This is a genomic window from Sinorhizobium kostiense, assembly GCF_017874595.1.
GTDB classification, from domain to species: domain Bacteria; phylum Pseudomonadota; class Alphaproteobacteria; order Rhizobiales; family Rhizobiaceae; genus Sinorhizobium; species Sinorhizobium kostiense.
Map to the genome: position 1 here is coordinate 230,561 of NZ_JAGILA010000007.1, position 19,865 is coordinate 250,425.

Genomic DNA, 19,865 nt, shown 5'->3' on the forward strand with positions numbered 1-19,865 from the left:
GCAGAGACTGGCGGTTACCATCGAATAGGAGGCGAGCGTGGGCGGATTGAACGTCGAGGCTGTCACGCATGCCTGGGGTGCTAGGCGGGCTCTTGAAGAGGTGAGTTTTTCCGTTGCGCGCGGTCAGTTTTGCGCGCTGCTCGGTCCGAATGGCGCCGGCAAGTCGACTCTTTTCGGTCTCTTGACCCGGCTGTTCACTCCGCTGGCGGGCGGCATTGTCATTGCCGGTCACGATCTTGCTCGAAACCCGCAGGCGGCACTTCAACGCATCGGCGTCGTCTTCCAGCAGCCGACGATCGACCTCGGCCTCACGGTCCGGCGCAATCTCCTTTATTTCGCTGCGCTCCACGGCCTCTCTGGCCGGCGGGCCGAGATCCGGGTGATGGCAGCGCTCGATCGGCTTGGAATGGCGGAACGTGCCGGCGAAAGGGCTGGCGCGCTCAATGGCGGCCATCGGCGGCGAATGGAGATTGCCCGCGCCCTCGTACACCGCCCGGCCATCCTGCTCCTCGATGAGCCTACGGTCGGCCTCGACGGCGCCGCTCGCGCCGCCATCGTCGACCACGTGCATCGTCTCGCCGCCGAGGACGGCCTGACCGTGCTTTGGGCCACCCATCTCGTGGACGAGATCCGGCCGCCCGACCGTCTCGTCATCCTGCATTGCGGCCGTGTGCTTGCCGACGGGAAAGCCGGCGAGATCGGCGGCGCCGATCTCACCGGGCGATTCATCGCCATGACGGGAGCTGCGCCATGAACATCACCCCGGATCGGCATCTTTTCACACCGCAAGAGCCGGAGGTCCGATACGTCGCCGATCCCGACGGTTTGGATGGAGATGTGGACTGGAAAGCCGCGTGCGCCTTTCCCAATCGCGCCGTCGTCGCCCTCAGCGCCATTCTGCAGCGCGAAGCGTTGCGCCTTCTCGGCCAGCAGGGCCGTCTTTTCGCGGCACTCGTGCGTCCGCTCGTATGGCTGTTCGTTTTCGCCGCCGGTTTTCGCGCGGCACTCGGCCTTGCGATCACACCGCCTTACCAGACTTATATCACCTACGAGATCTATATCACCCCCGGCCTCGTCGGCATGATCCTTCTGTTCAACGGCATGCAGTCCTCGCTAAGCCTGGTCTACGACCGCGAGATGGGTTCGATGCGCCTGTTGCTGACTGCGCCATTGCCGCGTTGGTGGCTGCTGACATGCAAACTCGTCGCCGGCAGCCTCGTTTCGGTGCTGCAGGCCTACGTCTTTCTTGCCGTGGCGGCGGCCTGGGGCATCCGCTTTCCGCCCGGCGGCTACCTTGCCGCTCTTCCTGCCATCACGCTCGCTGCGCTGATGGTGGGCGCGCTCGGACTTGTTCTTTCGTCCTTCATCCGGCAGTTGGAAAACTTCGCCGGCGTGATGAACTTCGTCATCTTTCCGGTCTTCTTTCTCTCCTCCGCGCTCTATCCGCTGTGGAAGATGGCGGAAGCCTGGCCGCTCCTGCGCGACGTCTGCGCCGTCAATCCGTTCACGCATGCGGTGGAACTCATCCGCTTCGCCCTCCACGCGCAATTGGAGCCGCTCGCCCTCACAGTGACGATTGTCGCGCTTGCGGTTTTCGGGGCAGGTGCGATCTGGGGCTATGATCCCGCGCGAGGCCTTGCTGCGCGGAAAATCTAGATCGCGATCAAGTAGACAATGCGCGTGAGATTGAACCCGTGCGACGCGCCTTGCTTATGGATGTCGTTGCCCCATACGCGTCGCGCGGCGTCACCTGATGTCGTCCAAAGCGGCGAAAACATGGGCACCGGCCGTCCGATTGGAAGCGCGGCGCCCATGCGTTACGGTCGTCGATTCTCAAGGGTTCGCGCCGGCAAGCGCCGCCTTCAACCGTTCATCGGCCTTCTTCGGCAGCTTTACTGCGTTCACGGCTTCGACATTGGCCGGCACGTCGCCCACCTGGATCAATGCCACCATGCCCATCGAGAAGTGCGGCGAGCATTTGACGCCGTAGAGGCCAGGCAGGGTGACGGTCATCACGTATTCCTCGTTGATCTTGCTCTTGAACTTGTCCACCCCGTCGGGCAGCATGCCTTTGATCGACTCGACATTGTGGCCCTTGTCCACGGGCAGGAAGCGGATCGTGTCGCCGGGCTCGGCTTTCACGAAGGCCGGTTCGAAAACCATGGCCCCGCTCTCTCCCTTGTTCAGCATTTTCACTTCGTGTTCCCCAGCGAACGCCGCGCCGGCAACGAGCACGACCGCTGCCATGATACCAGTTCTTCTCAGCATTCATCTCTCCTGCGGTTTGACCCCCGAAAATCGGCCCCGATTTTCGGAAAGCACGATGCATAGATTCAAAGACTTACAGCGTCTTCTGTGCGTCCCGAGGGACGCGCGGTGCTGTAACAGGAGCAAACATCGAAGGGCAGGACGATACAATGCGACCTTGGTGCCGGTAGAACGAGAAGACTGATCGAATTCCGCTCACGTTTTCTCATACTGTTCGTGCGACGAAGGCCTCGAGCACCTCAGGGTCGATGGGCTTGTAGATGATTTCGACCTCGGCCGCGGCACAGGCCTCGCGCACGCTCGGGGCGCGGTCGGCAGTGATGATCCTTGCCGGCCGGTCGCCGTGACGCGTGTTCAGAGCCATCAGGGTTTCGAGACCCGTCAGTCCGTCGCCGAGTTGCTGGTCGACCAGATACAGGTCCGGGACGATGCCCATTTCCTCGACCAGTTCCAACGCTTCCTCGCCGCTTGCCACCTCGAGAACAGTGATGCCGCGCCGCTCCAGAAGCAGGCTTATTGCATGCCGCAGTTCTTCGTCGTTCTCGACGAGAAGTGCGATTCGATCGCCGTCGCCGCCCGACGATCCGTCCTCCACGGCGTCGCCACTGCGGTAGCTCCCGGCAGGATGTGCAGGAGCTTGCTCCAGCTCGATTGCAAAACACGTGCCGCGTCCCGGCTCCGAGTGCAAAGTAAGTCGATGATTGAGCAGCGCGCAGGCGCGCTCGACGATCGCCAGGCCAAGTCCCAGGCCCTCGGAGGCGGATGCCGTGGCGTTCAATCTGTGGAACTCGCGGAAGATCGCCCGCTGCTCTTCGGCGGGAATTCCCGGGCCGGTATCGTGCACCTCTATGCGCACGCCGCCAGCTGTGCGCCGCGGCCCCACGAGCACGCGGCCAGAGCGTGTGTAACGGATCGCATTGCCGATAAGGTTTTGCAGGATGCGCCTCAAATAGGCCGGATCGCTGTAGACCGTCAGCGTGCAGGGCAGAACGGCGAGTTTCAGGCCCTTGCGCTCGGCCATCGGCGTAAACTCGTCGGTGAGCTGCGCGATCAGCGGTGCAAGTCGCACGGGTGAGATTTCGACGACCGCCTCGTCCAGCCTCGAGATATCGAGCAGGGCGCCGAGGATCGCCTCGACGCTTGTGAGTGCCTTGTGGGCCTTGTCCAGCGTCCCGCCGGCGTGATCGTCCACCGTCTCGTCACGGGCCGCGGCAACGAAGAGCTTGGCGGCGGAAAGCGGTTGCAGGAGATCGTGACTGGCGGCTGCGACGAAACGGGCGCGCGTGGAATTGGCGCGCTCCGCCTCGGCGAGAGCGGTGCGCAGGTCTTCCGTGCGCGCTGCCACCCGCGCTTCCAGCGAGGCGTTGGCACGCTGCATCGCCTGGATTGCCAAGCGTTCGCGCGTCACGTCGCTGAAGGACATCACGAAGCCGTGGTCCGGCGTTTCCTCCGCGAAGACGACGAGGACCACGCCCGAGGCGCGGCGGATCTCCAGGAACAGAGGCGCCCGCGGCGCCGTCTGGATCGCCCAGGAGGAGAGTTCCGCGGGAGAGATGGAGCCGATCAATTCGCCGTCGCGATGGATCCAGCGCTGCAGTGTATCGAAGCCAGTGCCCGTGCGCAGGACGGTGACCGGGATATCGAGCAGCAGGCGAAGCCGCTCGTTCCAGCCGACCAGCCGTCCCGCCGCATCGAAGATGCAGATCCCCTGGTTGATATGCTCGAGCGTCGCGCGGATCAGGCGGGCCTGGTCATCCAGCATCCTGCCGCGTTCGGTCCGCTCCATACGAATGATTTCGGTCACATCGGTCTGGAGAACGACAGTGCCGCCGTCGGAGGTGGGCTGTTCGCTCACCTGCAGCCAGCGATCACCGACGAGCGCCACGTGGAATACGCTGCGCGCCCGGTGCCGCTGCATCCGCGCCGCCACCCAGTCCGCCGGCGTCTCGTCCTTTGGCAGGCCGAGAAAGCGTGATCGGCTGCAGGCCTCGACGTAATCCGCAAACGGCAGGCCGGGATGAAGGATGGCGCGCACGTCCTGAAGGTCGCAACAGAAACGGGAGTTATACATGACAAGCATTTCACCGGAATCGAAGAACGCGAATCCCTCTTCCACAGCCTCGATGGCGTCGGCGAGATTGCGGCGGGCGCGCTCGGTCGCGCGGTTGGCCTCCGCCAGCCGCGCATTTGTCTCGTTCAGCACCTTCAGCGTCGCTTCGAGATCGGACGTACGTTGCCGTACCCGCTCTTCCAATTGGGCGGCGCGCTGGAACTGCTCGTAGGCGATCCCGCGTTCGCCAGATGCCTGCTCAACCTGGCGCATCAGCACTTCGGCAATGGTCAGAAGCTTCTCGGTATTGCGCTCGGGGTTGTCCTCGAGGTCGATCAGCCAGTCGGAAATGCGGGCCATTACGGTACCTTTTCGGGTAGCAGGGTGCCCGGCGGATAGATGGCGACGCCGGTCATCGTCTGGTTCACGTGCATCGGGCCGAATTGTTCGCCATAGGTGGAGAAGCCGATGACGCCGTGACGGCGCAAGAGTTCCGAAACGCGGCCCACGCTCTGTTTTTCCTCGGCCTCCAACCGGCGCAGGATGCAGTCAAAGGCAAGGATCGCCGTCGGGCGCTCGGGCAGGGACAGGCGCGTGAGCTCGCGGTTGAGTTGGCCGAGCATGTCCCCCGGCTCGGTGATCGTCAGCACCACGCCCTCGTCGATCGCCGAAAAGAAAACAAGGTCCCCGTTTTCCATCACCTGGCGGATGGCGCGCACGTGGTGCCGCGTTCCCATGCGGACGGCAACGGGATGGGCGGCGAACGTGAAGGTGCTAAGCTGCTCGGGATCAATGCCGACGAGGCGCGCATATTCCCGTGCAGCGGGTTCAGCGTTGATCTTACGGACGACGCGGCGTCGGGGATCGGCCTCGGTGACCACCATGCGTCGTTCGGTCGGGACGAGGTGATCGAAATTGAAGACGCGGACCGGGCACTCCGTGCGTACCAGCGCCAGAACCGCGGCATTCTGCGACAGCCGCTCGCCGTCGAGGACGAAGGTCCGGGTGAAGCGCGTCCCGTCACCGGCCGAGCCACCCAGCATCGGCGTTGCGCCCATGCCCGTCGCAAGTGCCGAGGTCAGTTCGTCCTCCTTCTGCGACAGCCCATCCACCAGCAGGATGGCAAACTCGTGCGCGAGCTCGGGATAGTGCTCGGCCATGGCCATGCGCGTTCGAGTGAGGGCGGAGGCAAGAGCGGGAGGGTCAAGCCGCGTCAGGTCCGGGATCGTCAGGGTGTCGACGCGGAAATACTCTGCCGGCAAGGCGAGCGCGACGATCGTGTCGTCGCCATAGCCTGCCTCTGAAATCTCGCCGGCGGTGGTGCAACCGATGATCGGGAGGTCGCCGAAAATTCGCCTTGCCTCTTCCGGCAGCCGCTCCAGATCGGCCTGCGGCGAAACGAAAAGCATGAGCAGGGAAAAGGGCCCTGCGCCCAGTTGCCGGGCCAGAGCTTCCACCGCATTCCGGTCGCTTGCTGCAATGCTGGCACGCGGGACGATCGCCTCGCGTGCGGTGGGGCTTCCACCGAGTGTCCTCATTGCCTGGTCCTCCCGCGACTACAGTAAGTTCGGTCCGGAATCCAGCGCTTATTCTGAACTCCGAGGTCGGCAGACCGAAGCCGTCATTCCTCCGGCGTCAGGGCCGAAAAGCGTGCCTCCTGCGCGAACAGTACAGCCCGCATCCGCGTCTGGACGCCCAGTTTGCGCATGATCGCGGTGACATGCGCCTTCACCGTCGTCTCGGCGATGGAGAGTTCGTAGGCGATTTGCTTGTTCATCAGGCCGGCACTGACGAGCTGCAGGATCTTTGCCTGCTGACGCGTCAGCAGTGCCAGCCGGGCGACGGCCGCGTCCGACAGGGAAGGGCTGCCCGGCTCCAGCGCCATCTGCGGGGCATAGATTTCACCGCGCGCGATTGCTGCAAACGCGGCGCGGAATTCGTCACGGACCGCATGCTTCGGCACGAAACCGTTAATCCCGGCCTTGAGCAAGGTGCGGATAACCTTCAACTCGTCCAGGGACGAGACCACGACGATCGGAATTTTTGGTGCCGCCTGTCGCAGCCGCACGACGCCGTCCAGTCCGTTCACGTCGGGCAGGTTGAGGTCCAGCACCACGACATCCGGCGGGTTTTCCTCATCCAGCCGCGCCAGGGCGGCATCCAGAGTGCCGACGGAATCGATCGATTCGATGCCGACGAGGCCCGTGAGCGTCATCGCCAGCGCTTCGCAGAACAGGGGATGGTCGTCTACGATCAATGCCGATCGCAGCTCGACGGGAGTGAGCACCGGCTGCACCGGCAAGGTCGCACGGGGTGCCTGGAAAGAATTGCGGATGATGATCATCGAGAGCGCTCCGCATTGCCTTCGTCGCGAGAAATGGCCGGGCGCTATAGCCCGGCCCCTTATTCCCTATTGTGCCAAAGCCAGTTGTTTTGGCAAACGGAAGGTCCACACCATACCACCCTGGTTGAGATAGTTGACCTTCTTGGCGACCTCGCCGCCCCACAGCGGAACGGCGCCGCCCCAACCGGAGATCACCGACACATATTGCTCGCCATCCTGTTCCCATGTGATGGGCTGGCCGACGACGCCTGAGCCGGTCTGGAACGACCAGAGCTCCTCGCCGGTCTCGTCGTCGAGCGCCTTGAAGTCCCCCTCGGGCGTTCCGACGAAGACAAGGCCGCCGGCCGTCGCCATCACCCCGCCCCACAAGGGTGCGCCATTCTTGTATTCCCACTTGACCTCGCCGCTGTTCGGGTCGATCGCCTTCAGCGAGCCGATATAGTCCTGAAACAGCGGCTTGATGGTGAAGCCGGCGCCGAGATAGGCCGCGCCCTTCTTGTAGGAGATCGGCTCATTCCAGATGTCCATGCCCCATTCGTTCGAGGGCACGTAGAAAAGCTCGGTCTTCTGGCTATAGGCCATCGGCATCCAGTTCTTGCCGCCGAGGAAGGACGGCACGGAGAAGACCTGCTGACCCTTGCCGCCGTCCGCCGCCGCGGAAGGATCGCCCGGACGGTTCTCTTCCACATAGATCGGTCGACCGTCCTTATCGATTCCCTTCGCCCAGGTGATATTCTTGACGAAAGGATAGGCGGCCACGAACTTTCCGTCTTCGCGGTTGAGGACATAGAAGAAGCCGTTCCGGTCGGCCGTAGCGAAGCGCTTCGTGCCGTCCTTGTCGATGAACGGCACGACCTCGTTGACCCCGTCGAAATCCCAGCCCTCCCTCGGCGTCGTCTGAAAGTGCCACTTGATCTCGCCATTCTTCGGGTCGAGGCCAAGGCGGCTCGCGGCATAGAGATTGTCGCCCTTGTTGCCTTCTACCGGCTTGCCGGCGTTGCGCAGATGGCTGTTCCACGGGGCAGGGTTGCCTGTTCCGAAGACCAGCGTATCGGTATCGGCGTCGTAGGAGCCGCCAAGCCAGGTGGCGCCGCCGCCTGTCTTCCAGAGATCGCCCGGCCAGGTCGCATTCAGCGTTCCCGTCATGGAGCTTTCCTTGCCTTTGTAGGTGCCCATATGCCCTTCGATCACCGGACGGGTCCACACGAGTTCCCCGGTCTTGGCGTCGCGGGCCTGGACTTCGCCGACAATGCCGAACTCGCCGCCGGAATTGCCGGTGATGACGAGGCCGTTCACAATCAACGGCGCGGCTGTATAGCTATAACCCTCCTTGTAGTTGGCGATCTTCTTGTTCCAGACGACATCGCCGGATTTGCGATTGAGTGCGACGAGACGAGCATCAAGAGTTCCGAAATAGATGTTGTCACCATAGATCGCCGCACCCCGGTTGATCACGTCGCAACAGGGTAGAATGCCCTCGGGCAGGCGCGCGTCGAACTGCCAGAGCTCCTTGCCTGTCTTGATATCGATGGCGAAGAGGCGGCTGTAGGAGGCGGTGATATACATGACCCCGTCATAGACGATCGGCTGGCTCTCCTGTCCCCGCTGCTTCTCGCCACCGAGGCTGAACGCCCAGGCAGGCACGAGGCTCTTGACGTTGGTCTTGTTGAGCGTTTCGAGCGGGGAGAAGCGCTGCAACCCCCTTCCCATGCCGTTCGTCAGGACGTCGCCGACCGTGGTGGCATCCTTGGCAAGGTCTTCCTCCGTCACCTCCGCCTGGGCAAGTCCTGCCAGTGACAGAACCGTCATGGCGGTCAGCATCAATCTGTTCATATCGTTCTCCTTCCCTCGCAACGCGTCGCGTGAGCCGCAACCGTCTGGCGGCAGCAATCATCCCCCCGCGGAAAAGCCGGGGATATTGCACCTTGGTCGTAATGCCGGCGGCAACCGGCGCGGCTTCGATGCGAGCGGATGACCGGATGTCGATTGTGCCTAGGTCGTATTGCCGGCGCCCGCGCAGTTGCTACCCTTTTGCGCAAGGAAGGGGAGGTTCCGTGATGCCTGCAAGGTCGATTTCCGGAAGTCTCGTGCGTTGCGCGGCGGAGTCGAGCTTTTCAGGTGCGCCCGACGACGGGCTTGGCTTGCCGCTCTTGCGGGGACCCGATCTTGCCTGCGGCGCGCCTGAGGAAAAGCCCTCAGGCGAGGCGCCTGCGGCCGACCGATATTCGAGAAACCCGGCGACGGCGCCGCCGGGTCTTGCCGGTGCAGCACGAAGCGGTCCCGGCAATTCACCCGAGCAGCGCTCCCACGAGCAAAGCTCGTCTGGTGTCCGCCCCGGCCGCGAGGGCGCCCGGAAATGCCGGTGCGGGCACCTATCTCAAGAGCGAATGGAGAAAACATGTCCTGGCATGCACCGAAATTCACCGAAGTCAGCTGCGCTATGGAAATCAACCGCTACCTGCCTGCGGACGGGGATGAGCCGATCCTCTTCTGACGCGCCGCCCCGCGGGTCGGCTTACAAATCGGAGGAGTTCCGGTGAAAGTAACGTCCGATCTTCGTATCATCATCCTGGGGGCCGCCGCTGGCGGCGGTCTCCCGCAATGGAATTGCGGCTGCCTGAACTGCGCGGTGGCACGGGATCCGGGCTCCGCCCTGAGCCCTCAAAGCCAATCGTCGCTCGCCGTCAGCCTCGACGGCGAGAGCTGGGCTGTCTTCAATGCCTCTCCTGATATCCGCCAGCAGATACAGGCAAATCGCCTCCTGCAGCCGCGCCGGCTGCGCCACAGCCCGATCAAGAGCATCGTGTTGACGAACGGCGATATCGACCATCTGGCAGGACTTCTCGTCCTGAGGGAAAAGCACGCTTTCTCGGTTTTTTCCACCGCTTCAATCGGCCAGATCATCGACGGCAATCCGATCTTCCGTGTCCTCGACCCGCAACTGGTTCAAAGAAAAACCGTCGCGATAGAAGAGCGCTTCTTTCCGCTGCCGGGACTCGAGGCACGCCTCTTCGCCGTTCCCGGCAAGGTCCCGCTCTTCCTTGAAGAGGGCGAGCCGGATATCGGCGTGGAGGGCGAACAGACGGTGGGCCTCGAGCTCAAAGTCGGTGCCAAACGGGTCTGTTACATTCCGGGCTGCGCCATGGTCAACGACGGCCTTGCCGCGCGCCTCGAAGGTGTCGACGCATTGTTCTTCGACGGGACCCTCTTCAGCGATGACGAGATGATCGCGACCGGCACGGGCCACAAGACGGGTCGCCGCATGGGCCACATGCCGATAGACGGCGAGGGCGGCAGCCTCGAAGCGCTCGGCGGACTCAGCATTCAAAGGAAAGTTTACGTTCACATCAACAACACGAATCCGATCTGGCGGTCCGGCCCCGAGCGCACGCGCGTCGAAGGCCACGGCTTCGAGGTCGGCTTCGACGGCATGGAGATCTGCCTGTGACCACGCCCGTGGAGAGAGAAGCCTTTCATGCTCGCCTTCTGGCGATCGGGAAGGAGCGCTATCACGACCAGCATCCCTTCCACGTGATGCTCCATGGCGGCCGCTGCACGATGACCCAAGTGCGCGCCTGGGTCATCAATCGCTATTACTATCAGAGCCGAATTCCCATGAAAGACGCAGCCTTTTTGTCGCGTTGCGACGAGCCGGACCTGCGTCGGGCCTGGCGCTCGCGGATCGAAGATCATGACGGCGGCCTCGATCAGGGTGGCGGCATCCGCCGTTGGCTGCGTCTCGCCGCCGCCGTCGGCCTTGATCCCGGCTACGTAGCCTCGACACGTGGAGTGTTGCCTGCAACCCGGTTTGCCGTCGACGCCTATGTGTCGTTCGTGCGCGAGAAGCCCCTTCTCGAGGCGGTGGCCTCCTCGCTCACCGAGCTCTTCGCACCCAAGATCCATTCGGAGCGCATAGCCGGGCTTCTCCAGCACTATGCCTTCGCCGATGACGCCGCGCTTGCCTATTTTCGCCAAAGGCTGACCGAGGCGCCTCGCGACGTCGAATTTGGTCTCGCCTATGTTCTCGACCACGCCGAGACGGCGGATAAACAGGACGCCGCCGCCGCGGCACTCGTCTTCAAAACGGAAGTACTCTGGACACAGCTCGATGCGCTTTATTCGGCCTACGTCGCGCCCGGCATCATTCCACCGGGCGGCTGGGACGGGCAAGACGGCATGCTCGGCGAGCCTATGGCAGAGCGCTCCAGCGAACTTCGCGCGTCTGATGGACGCGCGGCGCTGTAGGGAGGGCGGTATGAGCGACGCACCGGAGATTTCAAGGACGAGCATCGTCAAGCTGGCGCGCGGCGTGCGGCTGCACAAGGATTCGGCTCGCGGCCGGATGGTCCTGTTGGCACCGGAACGCGCGATGGCCGTAGACGACATAGCCCTGGCCATCGTCGAAGCGTTCGATGGCGAGCACACCCTCAGTCAGATCGCTGCTGGCTTTGCCGAGAAGTTCGACGCCCCCGTCACCCAGATCGCCAACGACATTACGGCTTTCGTGCATGAGCTTTCCATCCGCCGCATGCTGGAGATTGTCGAATGAGTGATGCGATCAAGATCCCCCGCGTACCGCCGCCCATGGCGATGCTGGCGGAACTGACCCATCGTTGCCCGCTGGCCTGTCCCTATTGCTCCAATCCAACCGAGTTGACGGGTGCAGACGAGGAGCTTTCCACCGCCGAATGGATAAGCGTTTTCAGGCAAGCCGCCGCTCTTGGCGTGCTGCACGTGCACTTGTCGGGCGGGGAGCCCGCGGCACGAGGGGACCTGGTCGAGCTCACGCGGGCCGCCGCAACACTCGGCCTTTATACCAACCTGATTACTTCGGGCCTCGGCCTGACGGAAGCGAGGGTCAACAGCCTGGCTGATGCCGGGCTAGAACATGTTCAGCTCTCGATCCAAGGCGTGTCTCCCGAAAGCGCTGACCGGATTGGTGGCTACGGGGGCGGATACAACCGAAAGATCGCGGTCGCGGGCTGGGTAGCGAATGCCGGAATGCCACTGACGATCAATGCCGTCTGCCACCGGCTGAACATGGATGAGATCGAGGCCATGATCGAACTGGCGATTGGACTGAAGGCCCGTCGGATAGAAGTGGCCACAGTGCAATTTCACGGCTGGGCAGAGCGCAACAAGGCGGCTCTCCTGCCGACGCGCGAGCAGGCAGAGCAGGCGACGAGAACGGTCGCCGAGGCACGCGAAAGATACAGAGGCACCCTGGTCATCGACTACGTGCCGGCCGACTATCATTCCAAATACCCCAAGGCTTGCATGGGCGGCTGGGGGCGAATTGGCATGAACGTTACACCGTCGGGCCGCGTGCTTCCGTGCCATGCCGCCGAAACCATCCCGAGCCTGTCTTTCGAGACTGTCCGCGAAAGCTCCCTTGCCAAGATCTGGTACGAAGGCGGCGCCTTCAATGCCTATCGCGGTGAAGACTGGATGCCGGAGCTCTGCCGGAACTGTGAGCGCAAGGCGGTCGATTTCGGCGGCTGCCGTTGCCAGGCAATGGCGCTTGCCGGAGACGCGAGCGCAACCGATCCGGTCTGTATCCGGTCGCCCCTTCGGGACGATCTGACGCTGGAAGCGAACGCGTTCTCGGTGGCCTCGCAAGCTGATTTCATCTACCGCGGGCGGGCGTCGAAAACTTAGCGTTAAAGGTTTTCCCGAATTTCGATGGACCTTGGGGCTCACGTTTGACCGAAGTCATTGTGACCCACCATCGCCCTACGCCTTCGATTGCGTTGGATCACGGAGCTTCAGGACGGAGCATGGGTCTCCGGCCGCGGCTGCGGGGGCAAGGGGCGGGCGAACGATCAACGCGTCGGCTTGGGCGAAGATCTTCGTCATCGACGAATCCTGGCGCGCGAACGGATGGGCCGTGAGCGAGCCGTCCGGCTCTACCGCAAGGCGGGCTCGGATATAGTCCTGGCGGCGATCGTTTGCGGACAAAGGCGCTGAAAGGCGTGCGGAGGTCAGGCGGCTGCGCGGGGGCAGGTGGGCAAGCCTGCGCGTCAAGGGCTCCAGAAAGAGCAGTGCGCAGACGAGGCTCGACACCGGATTACCGGGAAGACCGAGTACCACCATATCCGCGAGTTCCCCCACCATCAGCGGCTTTCCCGGGCGCATGGCGATACGCCAGAAATCGAGCGTCATCCCGCAGCCAAGAAGCGTCGACTGAACGAGATCGTGATCGCCGACGGAAGCGCCGCCTAGCGTGACCAGAACCTCCGCCTTGGTCGACTGCGCCCTGGCAACGGCAGCGGCAATCGCTTGGCGATCGTCGGCAACGATGCCCAGGTCCAGGATATCTGCGCCATTCTCGCGGGCGATCGCGCCAACGCCGAATGTGTTCGAAGCGATGATCTGGTCCGGCCCGGGCGAACTGCCGGGCGGCAACAACTCGTCGCCGGTCGCCAGGATTGCGATCTTCGGACGCGTATAGACCGGTAGCGTCTCGTGGTTCATGCTGGCGGCCAAGGTGAGCCGGCCCGCGTCGAGTACGCTGCCGGCGGCAAGCGCCACCTCGCCGGCGCCGAAATCCTGGCCGGTCAACCGGATATGGCGCCCCTTGATGGGCGCGAAATGCGTGCGGATGCGTCCACTCTCAAGCTTCTCGACATCCTCTTGCAGGATGACGGTGTCCGCGCCGGCGGGGAGGGGAGCGCCGGTGAAGATGCGCACCGCCTCGCCGCTTCCGACCGCGCCGCGAAAGCCACGCCCTGCGGCGGATTGGCCGATGACGGAAAGTTCGGCACCGGTCTCGGCGATGTCCTCATGGCGGACGGCATAGCCATCCATGGCGGAATTATCGAAGGCAGGATGCGTAAGCCGCGCCGCCGCATCTTCGGAGAGCACGCGGCCGAGACAGTCGTGCAACGGGAGCCGTTCCGTTTCCCGACGCGGCCGGGCTTTTGCAAGAACCCTCGAAATGGCTTCTTCGACCGGAAGCAGCGACATCAGCGCCGTTCTCCCTGCCGCCGATAGTCGCCCGACCGGCCGCCGGATTTGCTGACGAGGCGAATGCCGCCGATCTCCATCTCGCGATCGGCGGCCTTGGCCATGTCGTAGATCGTGAGGCAGGCGACGCTGACGGCCGTCAGTGCTTCCATCTCCACGCCGGTTCTGCCGGAGAGCTTTGCCATTGCCTCGACGCGCAGACCGGGGAGTGCTTCGTCCGGGGTGATATCAACGGACACCTTGGTCAGCATCAGTGGATGGCAGAGGGGTATAAGGCTCGCGGTCTGCTTGGCCGCCATTATCCCGGCAAGCCGTGCGGTGCCGATCACGTCGCCTTTCTTCGCATCGCCCTCGAGGATCAAGGCCAGCGTCTCCGGCCGCATGCGAACGAAGCCTTCGGCAACGGCGATGCGCACGGTCTCCGCCTTGTCGCCGACATCGACCATGTTGGCCTCGCCGGTACTGTCGATATGGCTGAGGCGAGGCTCGCTCATTCCGCAGCCAGTGCAGTTTCGGAGCCGGTGACGAGCGCGCGCGTCGCCGCCTCGACATCGTCTTTTCTCATGAGGCTCTCGCCCACGAGGAAGGTGGTGATGCCGCTCCGTTCGAGGCGCCGGCAGTCCGCGTGCGTGAAGATGCCGCTTTCCCCGACGAGCAGGCGATCCGCAGGAACCATCGGCGCCAGTTCCTCGGAAACGGCAAGATTGACCTCGAATGTCCTGAGGTTGCGGTTGTTGATGCCGACGAGCGGCGAGGAGAGCCGTAGGGCGCGCTCCATTTCCGCCGCATCATGCACCTCTACGAGCACGTCCATGCCAAGTGCAAAGGCGGCGTCTTCGAGCCGCCGTGCGTCGTCGTCGCTAAGCGACGCCATGATCAAGAGGATGCAGTCGGCGCCCCAGGCACGGGCCTCGAAGACCTGGTAGCTGTCGAACATGAAGTCCTTGCGCAGCGCCGGAAGCGAGCAGGCGGCGCGCGCCGCGATCAGATACTCCGGCGCACCCTCGAAGCTCGGCGCGTCCGTGAGCACCGAGAGGCACGCCGCGCCGCCGGCGGCGTAGGCCCTGGCGAGCGCCGGCGGATCGAAATCCGGACGAATCAAGCCCTTCGACGGGCTCGCCTTCTTGATCTCGGCGATCAGTCCGAATTCACCCTTCTGCCGTCGCGCCGCAAGTGCGGCATGAAAGCCGCGCGGCGCCGACTGGTCCGCGATCCGCGCTTTCAATTCCTCGAGCGGAATGCGCGATTTCGCGGCGGCGATCTCCTCCCGCTTGTAGGCCTCGATCTTGCGCAGGATATCCGTCATGTCCTCTCCTCAGGCGGCATTGGAGACGGTGATCAGCCGCTGCAGGGCGGTCCTCGCGGCACCGCTCGAAAGGGATTGGCGTGCAATTTCCATGCCCTCGGCCAGATCCTTGGCGCGTCCCGCTATGATCAACGAAGCGGCGGCATTCGCAAGCGAAATGTCCCGATAGGCATTTTCCTCACCATCGAGGACGGCCTGCAGGGCGGCGGCATTGTGCGCGCCGTCGCCACCCTTTAGCGCCTCGAGTGTCACGGTGGCGAGCCCGAAATCGGCAGGCGTCAGTTCGAAGCTCCGGATCTTGCCGTCGTCGAGTGCCGCCACTTTCGTGACCCCAGTCGTGGTGATCTCGTCGAGCCCATCGCCGTGGACCACCCAGACGGACTCGGAGCCGAGATCGCGCAGGACCTCCGCGATCGGATCGACCCATTGCGGCGCGAAAACGCCGACGAGCTGCTTTCTTACACCGGCCGGGTTCGATAGCGGCCCGAGAAGGTTGAAGATCGTTCTGGTGCCGAGTTCCACTCGCGTGGGTCCGACATGACGCATCGCCGAATGATGCTGCTGGGCGAACATGAAACCGACGCCGGCATCCCGGATGCAGCGGCTGATTGCTTCCGGTCCGATATCGAGCTTGACGCCGAGGCAGGAGAGGGCGTCGGCCGTGCCCGATTTCGAGCTCAGTGCCCGATTGCCGTGCTTGGCGACGGGAACCCCCGCGCCGGCGACTATCAGTGATGCGAGAGTCGAAATATTGTAGGTGCCGGCACCGTCGCCGCCGGTCCCGACGATGTCGATCGCATCCTCCGGCGCTTCGACCGGAAGCATCCGCGCCCGCATTGCGCCGACGGCTCCAACAATCTCGTAGACAGTCTCTCCGCGCACACGGAGCGCCATGAGGAAGCCGCCGATCTGCGAGGGCGTCGCTGCCCCCGACATGATGATCTCGAAGGCGGCGCGCGCATCATCGCGGCTCAGGGCCTCGCGCGCTGCGACCTTTGCAACGAACGGCTTCAAATCACTCATGCGTCGCTCCCCTGCCCATCACTGCTGTGCCCCCATCACTGCTGTGCCAATGCCTGCTCGGCAAGCGTTTGGTTGATCGATACGCCATAGGCAGCCTGTAGCGCGAAGACCATCTGATCGAGAATGTCGTCTCCGCTTGCGCGGGCCATCGCCTCGATCTGGCGGCTGTCGTCGTCGAGGGCATTGGCCGGTGCGCCCTCGTCCACGGCGGTTACCTGAAGCAGGATCTGGCCCTCGCCGCCCATGCCCGCCGCGTTGGCGACATGCCCTTTCGGCCCGCCGAACGCCGCCATGATCGCGGCCTGGCTCAGGGCTGCGTCCTGGGTCGAGCGGCTGAGCCCGGTCTTGGTTTCCACCGCAATGCCGAGCTCGGTCGCGACGGCGGCAAGCGTCTCGCCCTTCTTGATGCGCTCCTTCAACTCGGCCGCCTTGGCAGCCAAGGCGACGCGCTGCTGTTCGGCGGTCCAGTCGGCCGCCACCTCGTCACGGACCTCGTCGAGCGTTAGGTCGCGGGCGGGGATCACCTCTTCGAGGTCGAACCACAGGTAGCCGTCGCGCCCGATATTGACCGCAAGCGTGTCGAGCCCGACCTCCGCCTTGAAGACTTCCTGGAGGAGGGTGCGCTGCTCGGGCAGCCCGGCGACCTCATCGCCGTTCTGGTCCTTGCCGGTCGCATCGATCGCCTCGACGGTGGCGATTTTCAGGTTCAACTGCTCGGCCACTTCCTTCACGGGGACGCCGGCGGCGCGTTCATCCTCGATCTTCGCGTGGAGACCGATCAACTGATCGCGGGCAGCATCGAGGGCGATCTCCTTGCGTAGCTCCTCCTTCACCTCATCGTAGCTGCGAACTGTCTCCGGCCGGATATTGGTGACGCGCAGAATGACCGGCCCGAATCCGCCTTCGACGACCGGGGTCACGCCGCCGTCGGATGGAACGGCGAACGCGGCATCGGCAAGCTTGGCGTCGGGCATGCTCTCCTTGGTGAAGTCGCCGAGCAGGACGTCGCTTGCCCCCTTGCCCTCGGCCTTGACGAGATCGTCGAAGGAGGTGCCGGCGGAAAGTTTTGCCGCCGCGGCATCGGCCGCTTCACGGGAGGGGAAAGAGAGCTGTTCGATGGTTCGCGTTGCCGGCGAGCGGAAGGTCTCCTTGCGCTTGTCATAGTCGGCGCGCAGTTCCTCCTCCGAGATGGTCTCGGGAGCGGCGAGATCTTCCGGTACGAGCTTGATATAGCTGAATTTGCGATATTCAGGCGCGCGATAGTTTGCCTTGCGGCTTTCGAACCAGGGAGCGAGCACATCGTCGCCCGGCGCCTTCACCGGATCGATGTTCGCGTTGGAAAGCAACAGATAGTCGATCCTTCGCGTCTCGTGGCGATATTTGCCGATCGCATCGGCTAGCACCTGCGGCGGTTTGTACCCGTCGGTAACTGCATCGACGATTTGCGAACGCACCGCCACCTGGGCGCGGTTGCGGATATAATCCCTTTCGGTCAGTCCCGCATTGCGCAGCACGCTCGAGAAGGTCAGTCGGTCGAACTGACCGTTCACGCTGTGAAAGGCGGGGTCTTCGCCGATAAGCCGTGCGAGCCGATCCTCGGAGAGACCGAGATTCATGTCCTCTGCAAGCTGGTCGAGGGCAGCGCCGGCGACGAGCTGCGAAAAGACCTGCGTTTCGACGCCGAACGCGCGAGCCTGCTGTCGCGTGAGCGGCGTTCCGAGTTGGCGCGAGATGAGGCTCCGCTGGCGCTCGTAGGCGAGGCGATAGTCGCTGGCGGATACCTTGACGTCGCCGACCTGGACCACCGAATCGGCTGCGCCCTGGATCATCATGGTCTGTCCGCCCCACACCATGAAGGAGAGGATGAGAATGGCCATGAGGCCTTTGACGACGCGCGTCCTAGCGGCGTTTCTCAGGGAGTCGAGCATGGGGGCAGAAAACCTCGTTACAATGCAGCGGCATAACGCCGGATGACTTCGTTCCTTAGAACAAACCGGGCAGGAATTGAAGGGCGGTTTGCTCGCAAATTGCGGTCGCTGCCTGCGCTTGCGATGAGGGCCCGGGAGAGAGCGCACAGGGGCGGAGGGCGCGCATGGGAAAGCGAGTGTCGGATTCGTTAGCCGGCAACCGAAAAAGATCTGCGAATATTATTGGCTTCCAACGCTTTCCCGTATGGCAATTCGCCCGGAATCGTGTCTTCGATAATCCTAAAGAAACTCCGCGTTTCCCGACCGTTACGGAACCGACGCCATGCAATCCACAATCGTGATGGTCAATCTTTTCGGCGCCGTCGCCCTGCTCCTTTTCGGCCTTTCGCTCGTCAAGGATGGCGTCACGCGCGCTTTCGGGGCGAGGCTGCGGGCAGGACTTGCTCGAGGAACCGGCGGTCCCGTCAGGGCATTTGCGACCGGCCTCATTGCGACGCTCGCGCTTCAAAGTTCCACCGCAACCGCCCTCATGACCGCCTCCTTCGTGGAGAAAGGCCTGGTGCGCTCGCGCATGGCGCAAATCGTGCTGCTTGGCGCCAATATCGGTACGGCGATTACCGCCTGGGTCGTTGCGCTCGGGATTGCATGGCTGTCGCCGCTGCTCATCGTCACCGGTGTCGCCCTGCACAGGATGAGCCGATCGAGCGCGCGCCAGGGCGGAGGCTATGCCTTCGTCGGAATCGGGTTGATGCTTTTGTCCCTCGAACTTCTGGGTGCGGCAACGGAGCCCATGCGGGAGTCGGCGGCTTTGGCGGCGTTTCTCGGAATGCTCGACAACGCCTGGCCAGTGGCGTTGATCATCGCGGCAGGGATGGCATTTGCATCCGCGTCGAGCCTCGCCGTCGTGATCCTGATATTGTCGCTGTCAACTGCAGGCGTGCTTTCACCGGGATTGACCGTGGCGCTGGTGCTGGGTGCCAATCTCGGGCACGCGATACCACCCGTCGTCGCCACTCTCGCTTCGGCGCCGTCAGCCCGCCGGGTCGTACTCGGCAATCTCCTCGTTCGAGGCGTCGGCTGCCTCATCGCACTTCCGCTTGTCGGCATCAATCCCGGTCTGCTGCAAGACCTGCCCCTGACGCAGCAAGACTTGCCAGTCGACATCCACTTGCTCTTCAACGTAGTCGTCGCAATCGTCGCCTGGCCTTTCACCGGATTGCTGGTGCAGGGGCTGAACCGCCTGGTGCCCGATGCGGAGACGAGCGAGATGGGGCCGCGCTATCTCGACGAAGCGGCGCTCGACACGCCCGTAATGGCGCTTTCCGGTGCGACACGCGAAGTGCTGCGGGTGGGCGATCTGATCGAGGCCATGCTCATGCGAGCGTCCGACGCTTTCATCAAGAGCGACCTCGGCGAACTCCGCGACATCGGGCGGATGGAGAAGCAGGTTGACCATTTGCAGCAGGAGGTGAAGATTTTTCTCTCCCGGCTGGGGCGCGTTGGACTGACCGACGAAGATGGGCGCCGTTCGGTCGTGATCATCGACTATGCGATCAACCTCGAGCACATGGGCGACATCATCGAAAAGGGGCTGTGCGAGCAGATCCGCAAGAAGATCACCAACGGCCTGAAGTTCTCCGATGAAGGTTTTCGGGAACTAAATAGCCTCTTCGAACTGACGGTCGATAATCTCCGCATCGCTCAATCGATCTTCGTGACGCGCAATGCCGACCTGGCGCACCACCTGATAGAGGTGAAGGTCGATGTCCGCCACATGGAAAGGAGGTCCGCAGAGCGGCACCTGGAGCGCCTGCGGGATGGTTTGGCCGAGAGTCTGCAGACGAGTTCGCTGCATCTCGACATGCTGCGGGACCTCAAGCGCATCAATGCACACATCGCATCCGTCGCCTATCCGATCGTCGAGGAAAGCGGTCTGTTGACGGAGAGCAGGCTGCGGCCCCGGGCCTGACGTCGCCTCGG

18 protein-coding genes are annotated in these 19,865 nt (G+C 63.5%); 8 read left to right on the forward strand and 10 right to left on the reverse strand.

Annotated elements, in window-relative coordinates; all coding sequences use genetic code 11:
- The first annotated feature begins 37 nt into the window (after positions 1–37).
- Entirely contained in the window at positions 38–754 is a 717-nt protein-coding gene (locus J2Z31_RS22700; RefSeq protein ID WP_209604862.1) for an ABC transporter ATP-binding protein, read from the forward strand.
- Entirely contained in the window at positions 751–1,656 is a 906-nt protein-coding gene (locus J2Z31_RS22705; RefSeq protein ID WP_209604864.1) for an ABC transporter permease, read from the forward strand. The genes J2Z31_RS22700 and J2Z31_RS22705 overlap by 4 nt, the downstream gene beginning before the upstream one ends.
- Positions 1,657–1,833: 177 nt before the next feature.
- Here the strand turns inward: J2Z31_RS22705 and J2Z31_RS22710 are convergent, their stop codons facing one another.
- From J2Z31_RS22710 to J2Z31_RS22730, 5 genes are all read right to left on the reverse strand, one after another.
- Positions 1,834–2,268, reverse strand: a complete 435-nt coding sequence (locus J2Z31_RS22710) for a pseudoazurin (RefSeq protein ID WP_209604866.1) — start codon at positions 2,266–2,268, stop codon at positions 1,834–1,836.
- Positions 2,269–2,473: 205 nt separating this feature from the next.
- Positions 2,474–4,678, reverse strand: a complete 2,205-nt coding sequence (locus tag J2Z31_RS22715) for a hybrid sensor histidine kinase/response regulator (RefSeq protein ID WP_209604868.1) — start codon at positions 4,676–4,678, stop codon at positions 2,474–2,476.
- Complete coding sequence (locus J2Z31_RS22720; RefSeq protein ID WP_209604870.1) at positions 4,678–5,856, reverse strand: FIST N-terminal domain-containing protein; 1,179 nt, start codon at positions 5,854–5,856, stop codon at positions 4,678–4,680. Before J2Z31_RS22720 ends, J2Z31_RS22715 begins: the two co-directional genes overlap by 1 nt.
- Positions 5,857–5,939: 83 nt before the next feature.
- Positions 5,940–6,614: a response regulator transcription factor gene (locus J2Z31_RS22725; RefSeq protein ID WP_328243625.1), complete on the reverse strand. Its 675-nt coding sequence runs from the start codon at positions 6,612–6,614 to the stop codon at positions 5,940–5,942.
- Between the two features lie 114 nt (positions 6,615–6,728).
- Positions 6,729–8,495 carry a PQQ-dependent methanol/ethanol family dehydrogenase gene (locus J2Z31_RS22730; RefSeq protein ID WP_209604881.1) on the reverse strand — a complete coding sequence of 589 codons (1,767 nt, stop codon included), beginning with the start codon at positions 8,493–8,495 and terminating at the stop codon, positions 6,729–6,731.
- 565 nt (positions 8,496–9,060) lie between these two features.
- On the opposite strand from J2Z31_RS22730, the gene pqqA reads away from it, so the two are divergent.
- From pqqA to pqqE, 5 genes are read left to right on the forward strand one after another with little or no spacing between them, the layout of a single operon-like run.
- Entirely contained in the window at positions 9,061–9,156 is a 96-nt protein-coding gene (gene pqqA / locus J2Z31_RS22735; RefSeq protein WP_209604883.1) for a pyrroloquinoline quinone precursor peptide PqqA, read from the forward strand.
- A 42-nt stretch (positions 9,157–9,198) separates the two neighbouring features.
- Positions 9,199–10,110 (forward strand): pyrroloquinoline quinone biosynthesis protein PqqB, encoded by a 912-nt coding sequence (pqqB, locus tag J2Z31_RS22740; protein WP_209604885.1) that lies wholly within the window; start codon positions 9,199–9,201, stop codon positions 10,108–10,110.
- On the forward strand, positions 10,107–10,907 hold the full coding sequence (pqqC, locus tag J2Z31_RS22745) for a pyrroloquinoline-quinone synthase PqqC (protein WP_209604887.1): 801 nt from the start codon (positions 10,107–10,109) through the stop codon (positions 10,905–10,907). The genes pqqB and pqqC overlap by 4 nt, the downstream gene beginning before the upstream one ends.
- A gap of 10 nt (positions 10,908–10,917) precedes the next feature.
- Positions 10,918–11,211 carry a pyrroloquinoline quinone biosynthesis peptide chaperone PqqD gene (gene pqqD / locus J2Z31_RS22750; protein ID WP_209604890.1) on the forward strand — a complete coding sequence of 98 codons (294 nt, stop codon included), beginning with the start codon at positions 10,918–10,920 and terminating at the stop codon, positions 11,209–11,211.
- Entirely contained in the window at positions 11,208–12,320 is a 1,113-nt protein-coding gene (pqqE, locus tag J2Z31_RS22755) for a pyrroloquinoline quinone biosynthesis protein PqqE (RefSeq protein WP_209604892.1), read from the forward strand. The genes pqqD and pqqE overlap by 4 nt, the downstream gene beginning before the upstream one ends.
- 75 nt (positions 12,321–12,395) lie before the next feature.
- On the opposite strand, the gene J2Z31_RS22760 is transcribed toward pqqE, so the two are convergent.
- Genes J2Z31_RS22760 through J2Z31_RS22780 form a run of 5 tightly spaced genes read right to left on the reverse strand, consistent with a single transcriptional unit; the run spans position 12,396 to position 17,885 of the window.
- Positions 12,396–13,628 carry a molybdopterin molybdotransferase MoeA gene (locus J2Z31_RS22760; protein WP_209604894.1) on the reverse strand — a complete coding sequence of 411 codons (1,233 nt, stop codon included), beginning with the start codon at positions 13,626–13,628 and terminating at the stop codon, positions 12,396–12,398.
- On the reverse strand, positions 13,628–14,122 hold the full coding sequence (gene moaC / locus J2Z31_RS22765; RefSeq protein ID WP_209604896.1) for a cyclic pyranopterin monophosphate synthase MoaC: 495 nt from the start codon (positions 14,120–14,122) through the stop codon (positions 13,628–13,630). Before moaC ends, J2Z31_RS22760 begins: the two co-directional genes overlap by 1 nt.
- Positions 14,119–14,934 carry an indole-3-glycerol phosphate synthase TrpC gene (gene trpC, locus J2Z31_RS22770; RefSeq protein ID WP_209604898.1) on the reverse strand — a complete coding sequence of 272 codons (816 nt, stop codon included), beginning with the start codon at positions 14,932–14,934 and terminating at the stop codon, positions 14,119–14,121. The genes moaC and trpC overlap by 4 nt, the downstream gene beginning before the upstream one ends.
- 9 nt (positions 14,935–14,943) lie before the next feature.
- Entirely contained in the window at positions 14,944–15,957 is a 1,014-nt protein-coding gene (gene trpD, locus J2Z31_RS22775; protein ID WP_209604900.1) for an anthranilate phosphoribosyltransferase, read from the reverse strand.
- Positions 15,958–15,992: 35 nt separating this feature from the next.
- Positions 15,993–17,885 (reverse strand): peptidylprolyl isomerase, encoded by a 1,893-nt coding sequence (locus tag J2Z31_RS22780; protein ID WP_209604902.1) that lies wholly within the window; start codon positions 17,883–17,885, stop codon positions 15,993–15,995.
- A 322-nt stretch (positions 17,886–18,207) separates the two neighbouring features.
- Between J2Z31_RS22780 and J2Z31_RS22785 the strand changes: the two genes are divergently transcribed.
- Complete coding sequence (locus J2Z31_RS22785; RefSeq protein ID WP_209604904.1) at positions 18,208–19,854, forward strand: Na/Pi cotransporter family protein; 1,647 nt, start codon at positions 18,208–18,210, stop codon at positions 19,852–19,854.
- Positions 19,855–19,865 lie beyond the last annotated feature (11 nt).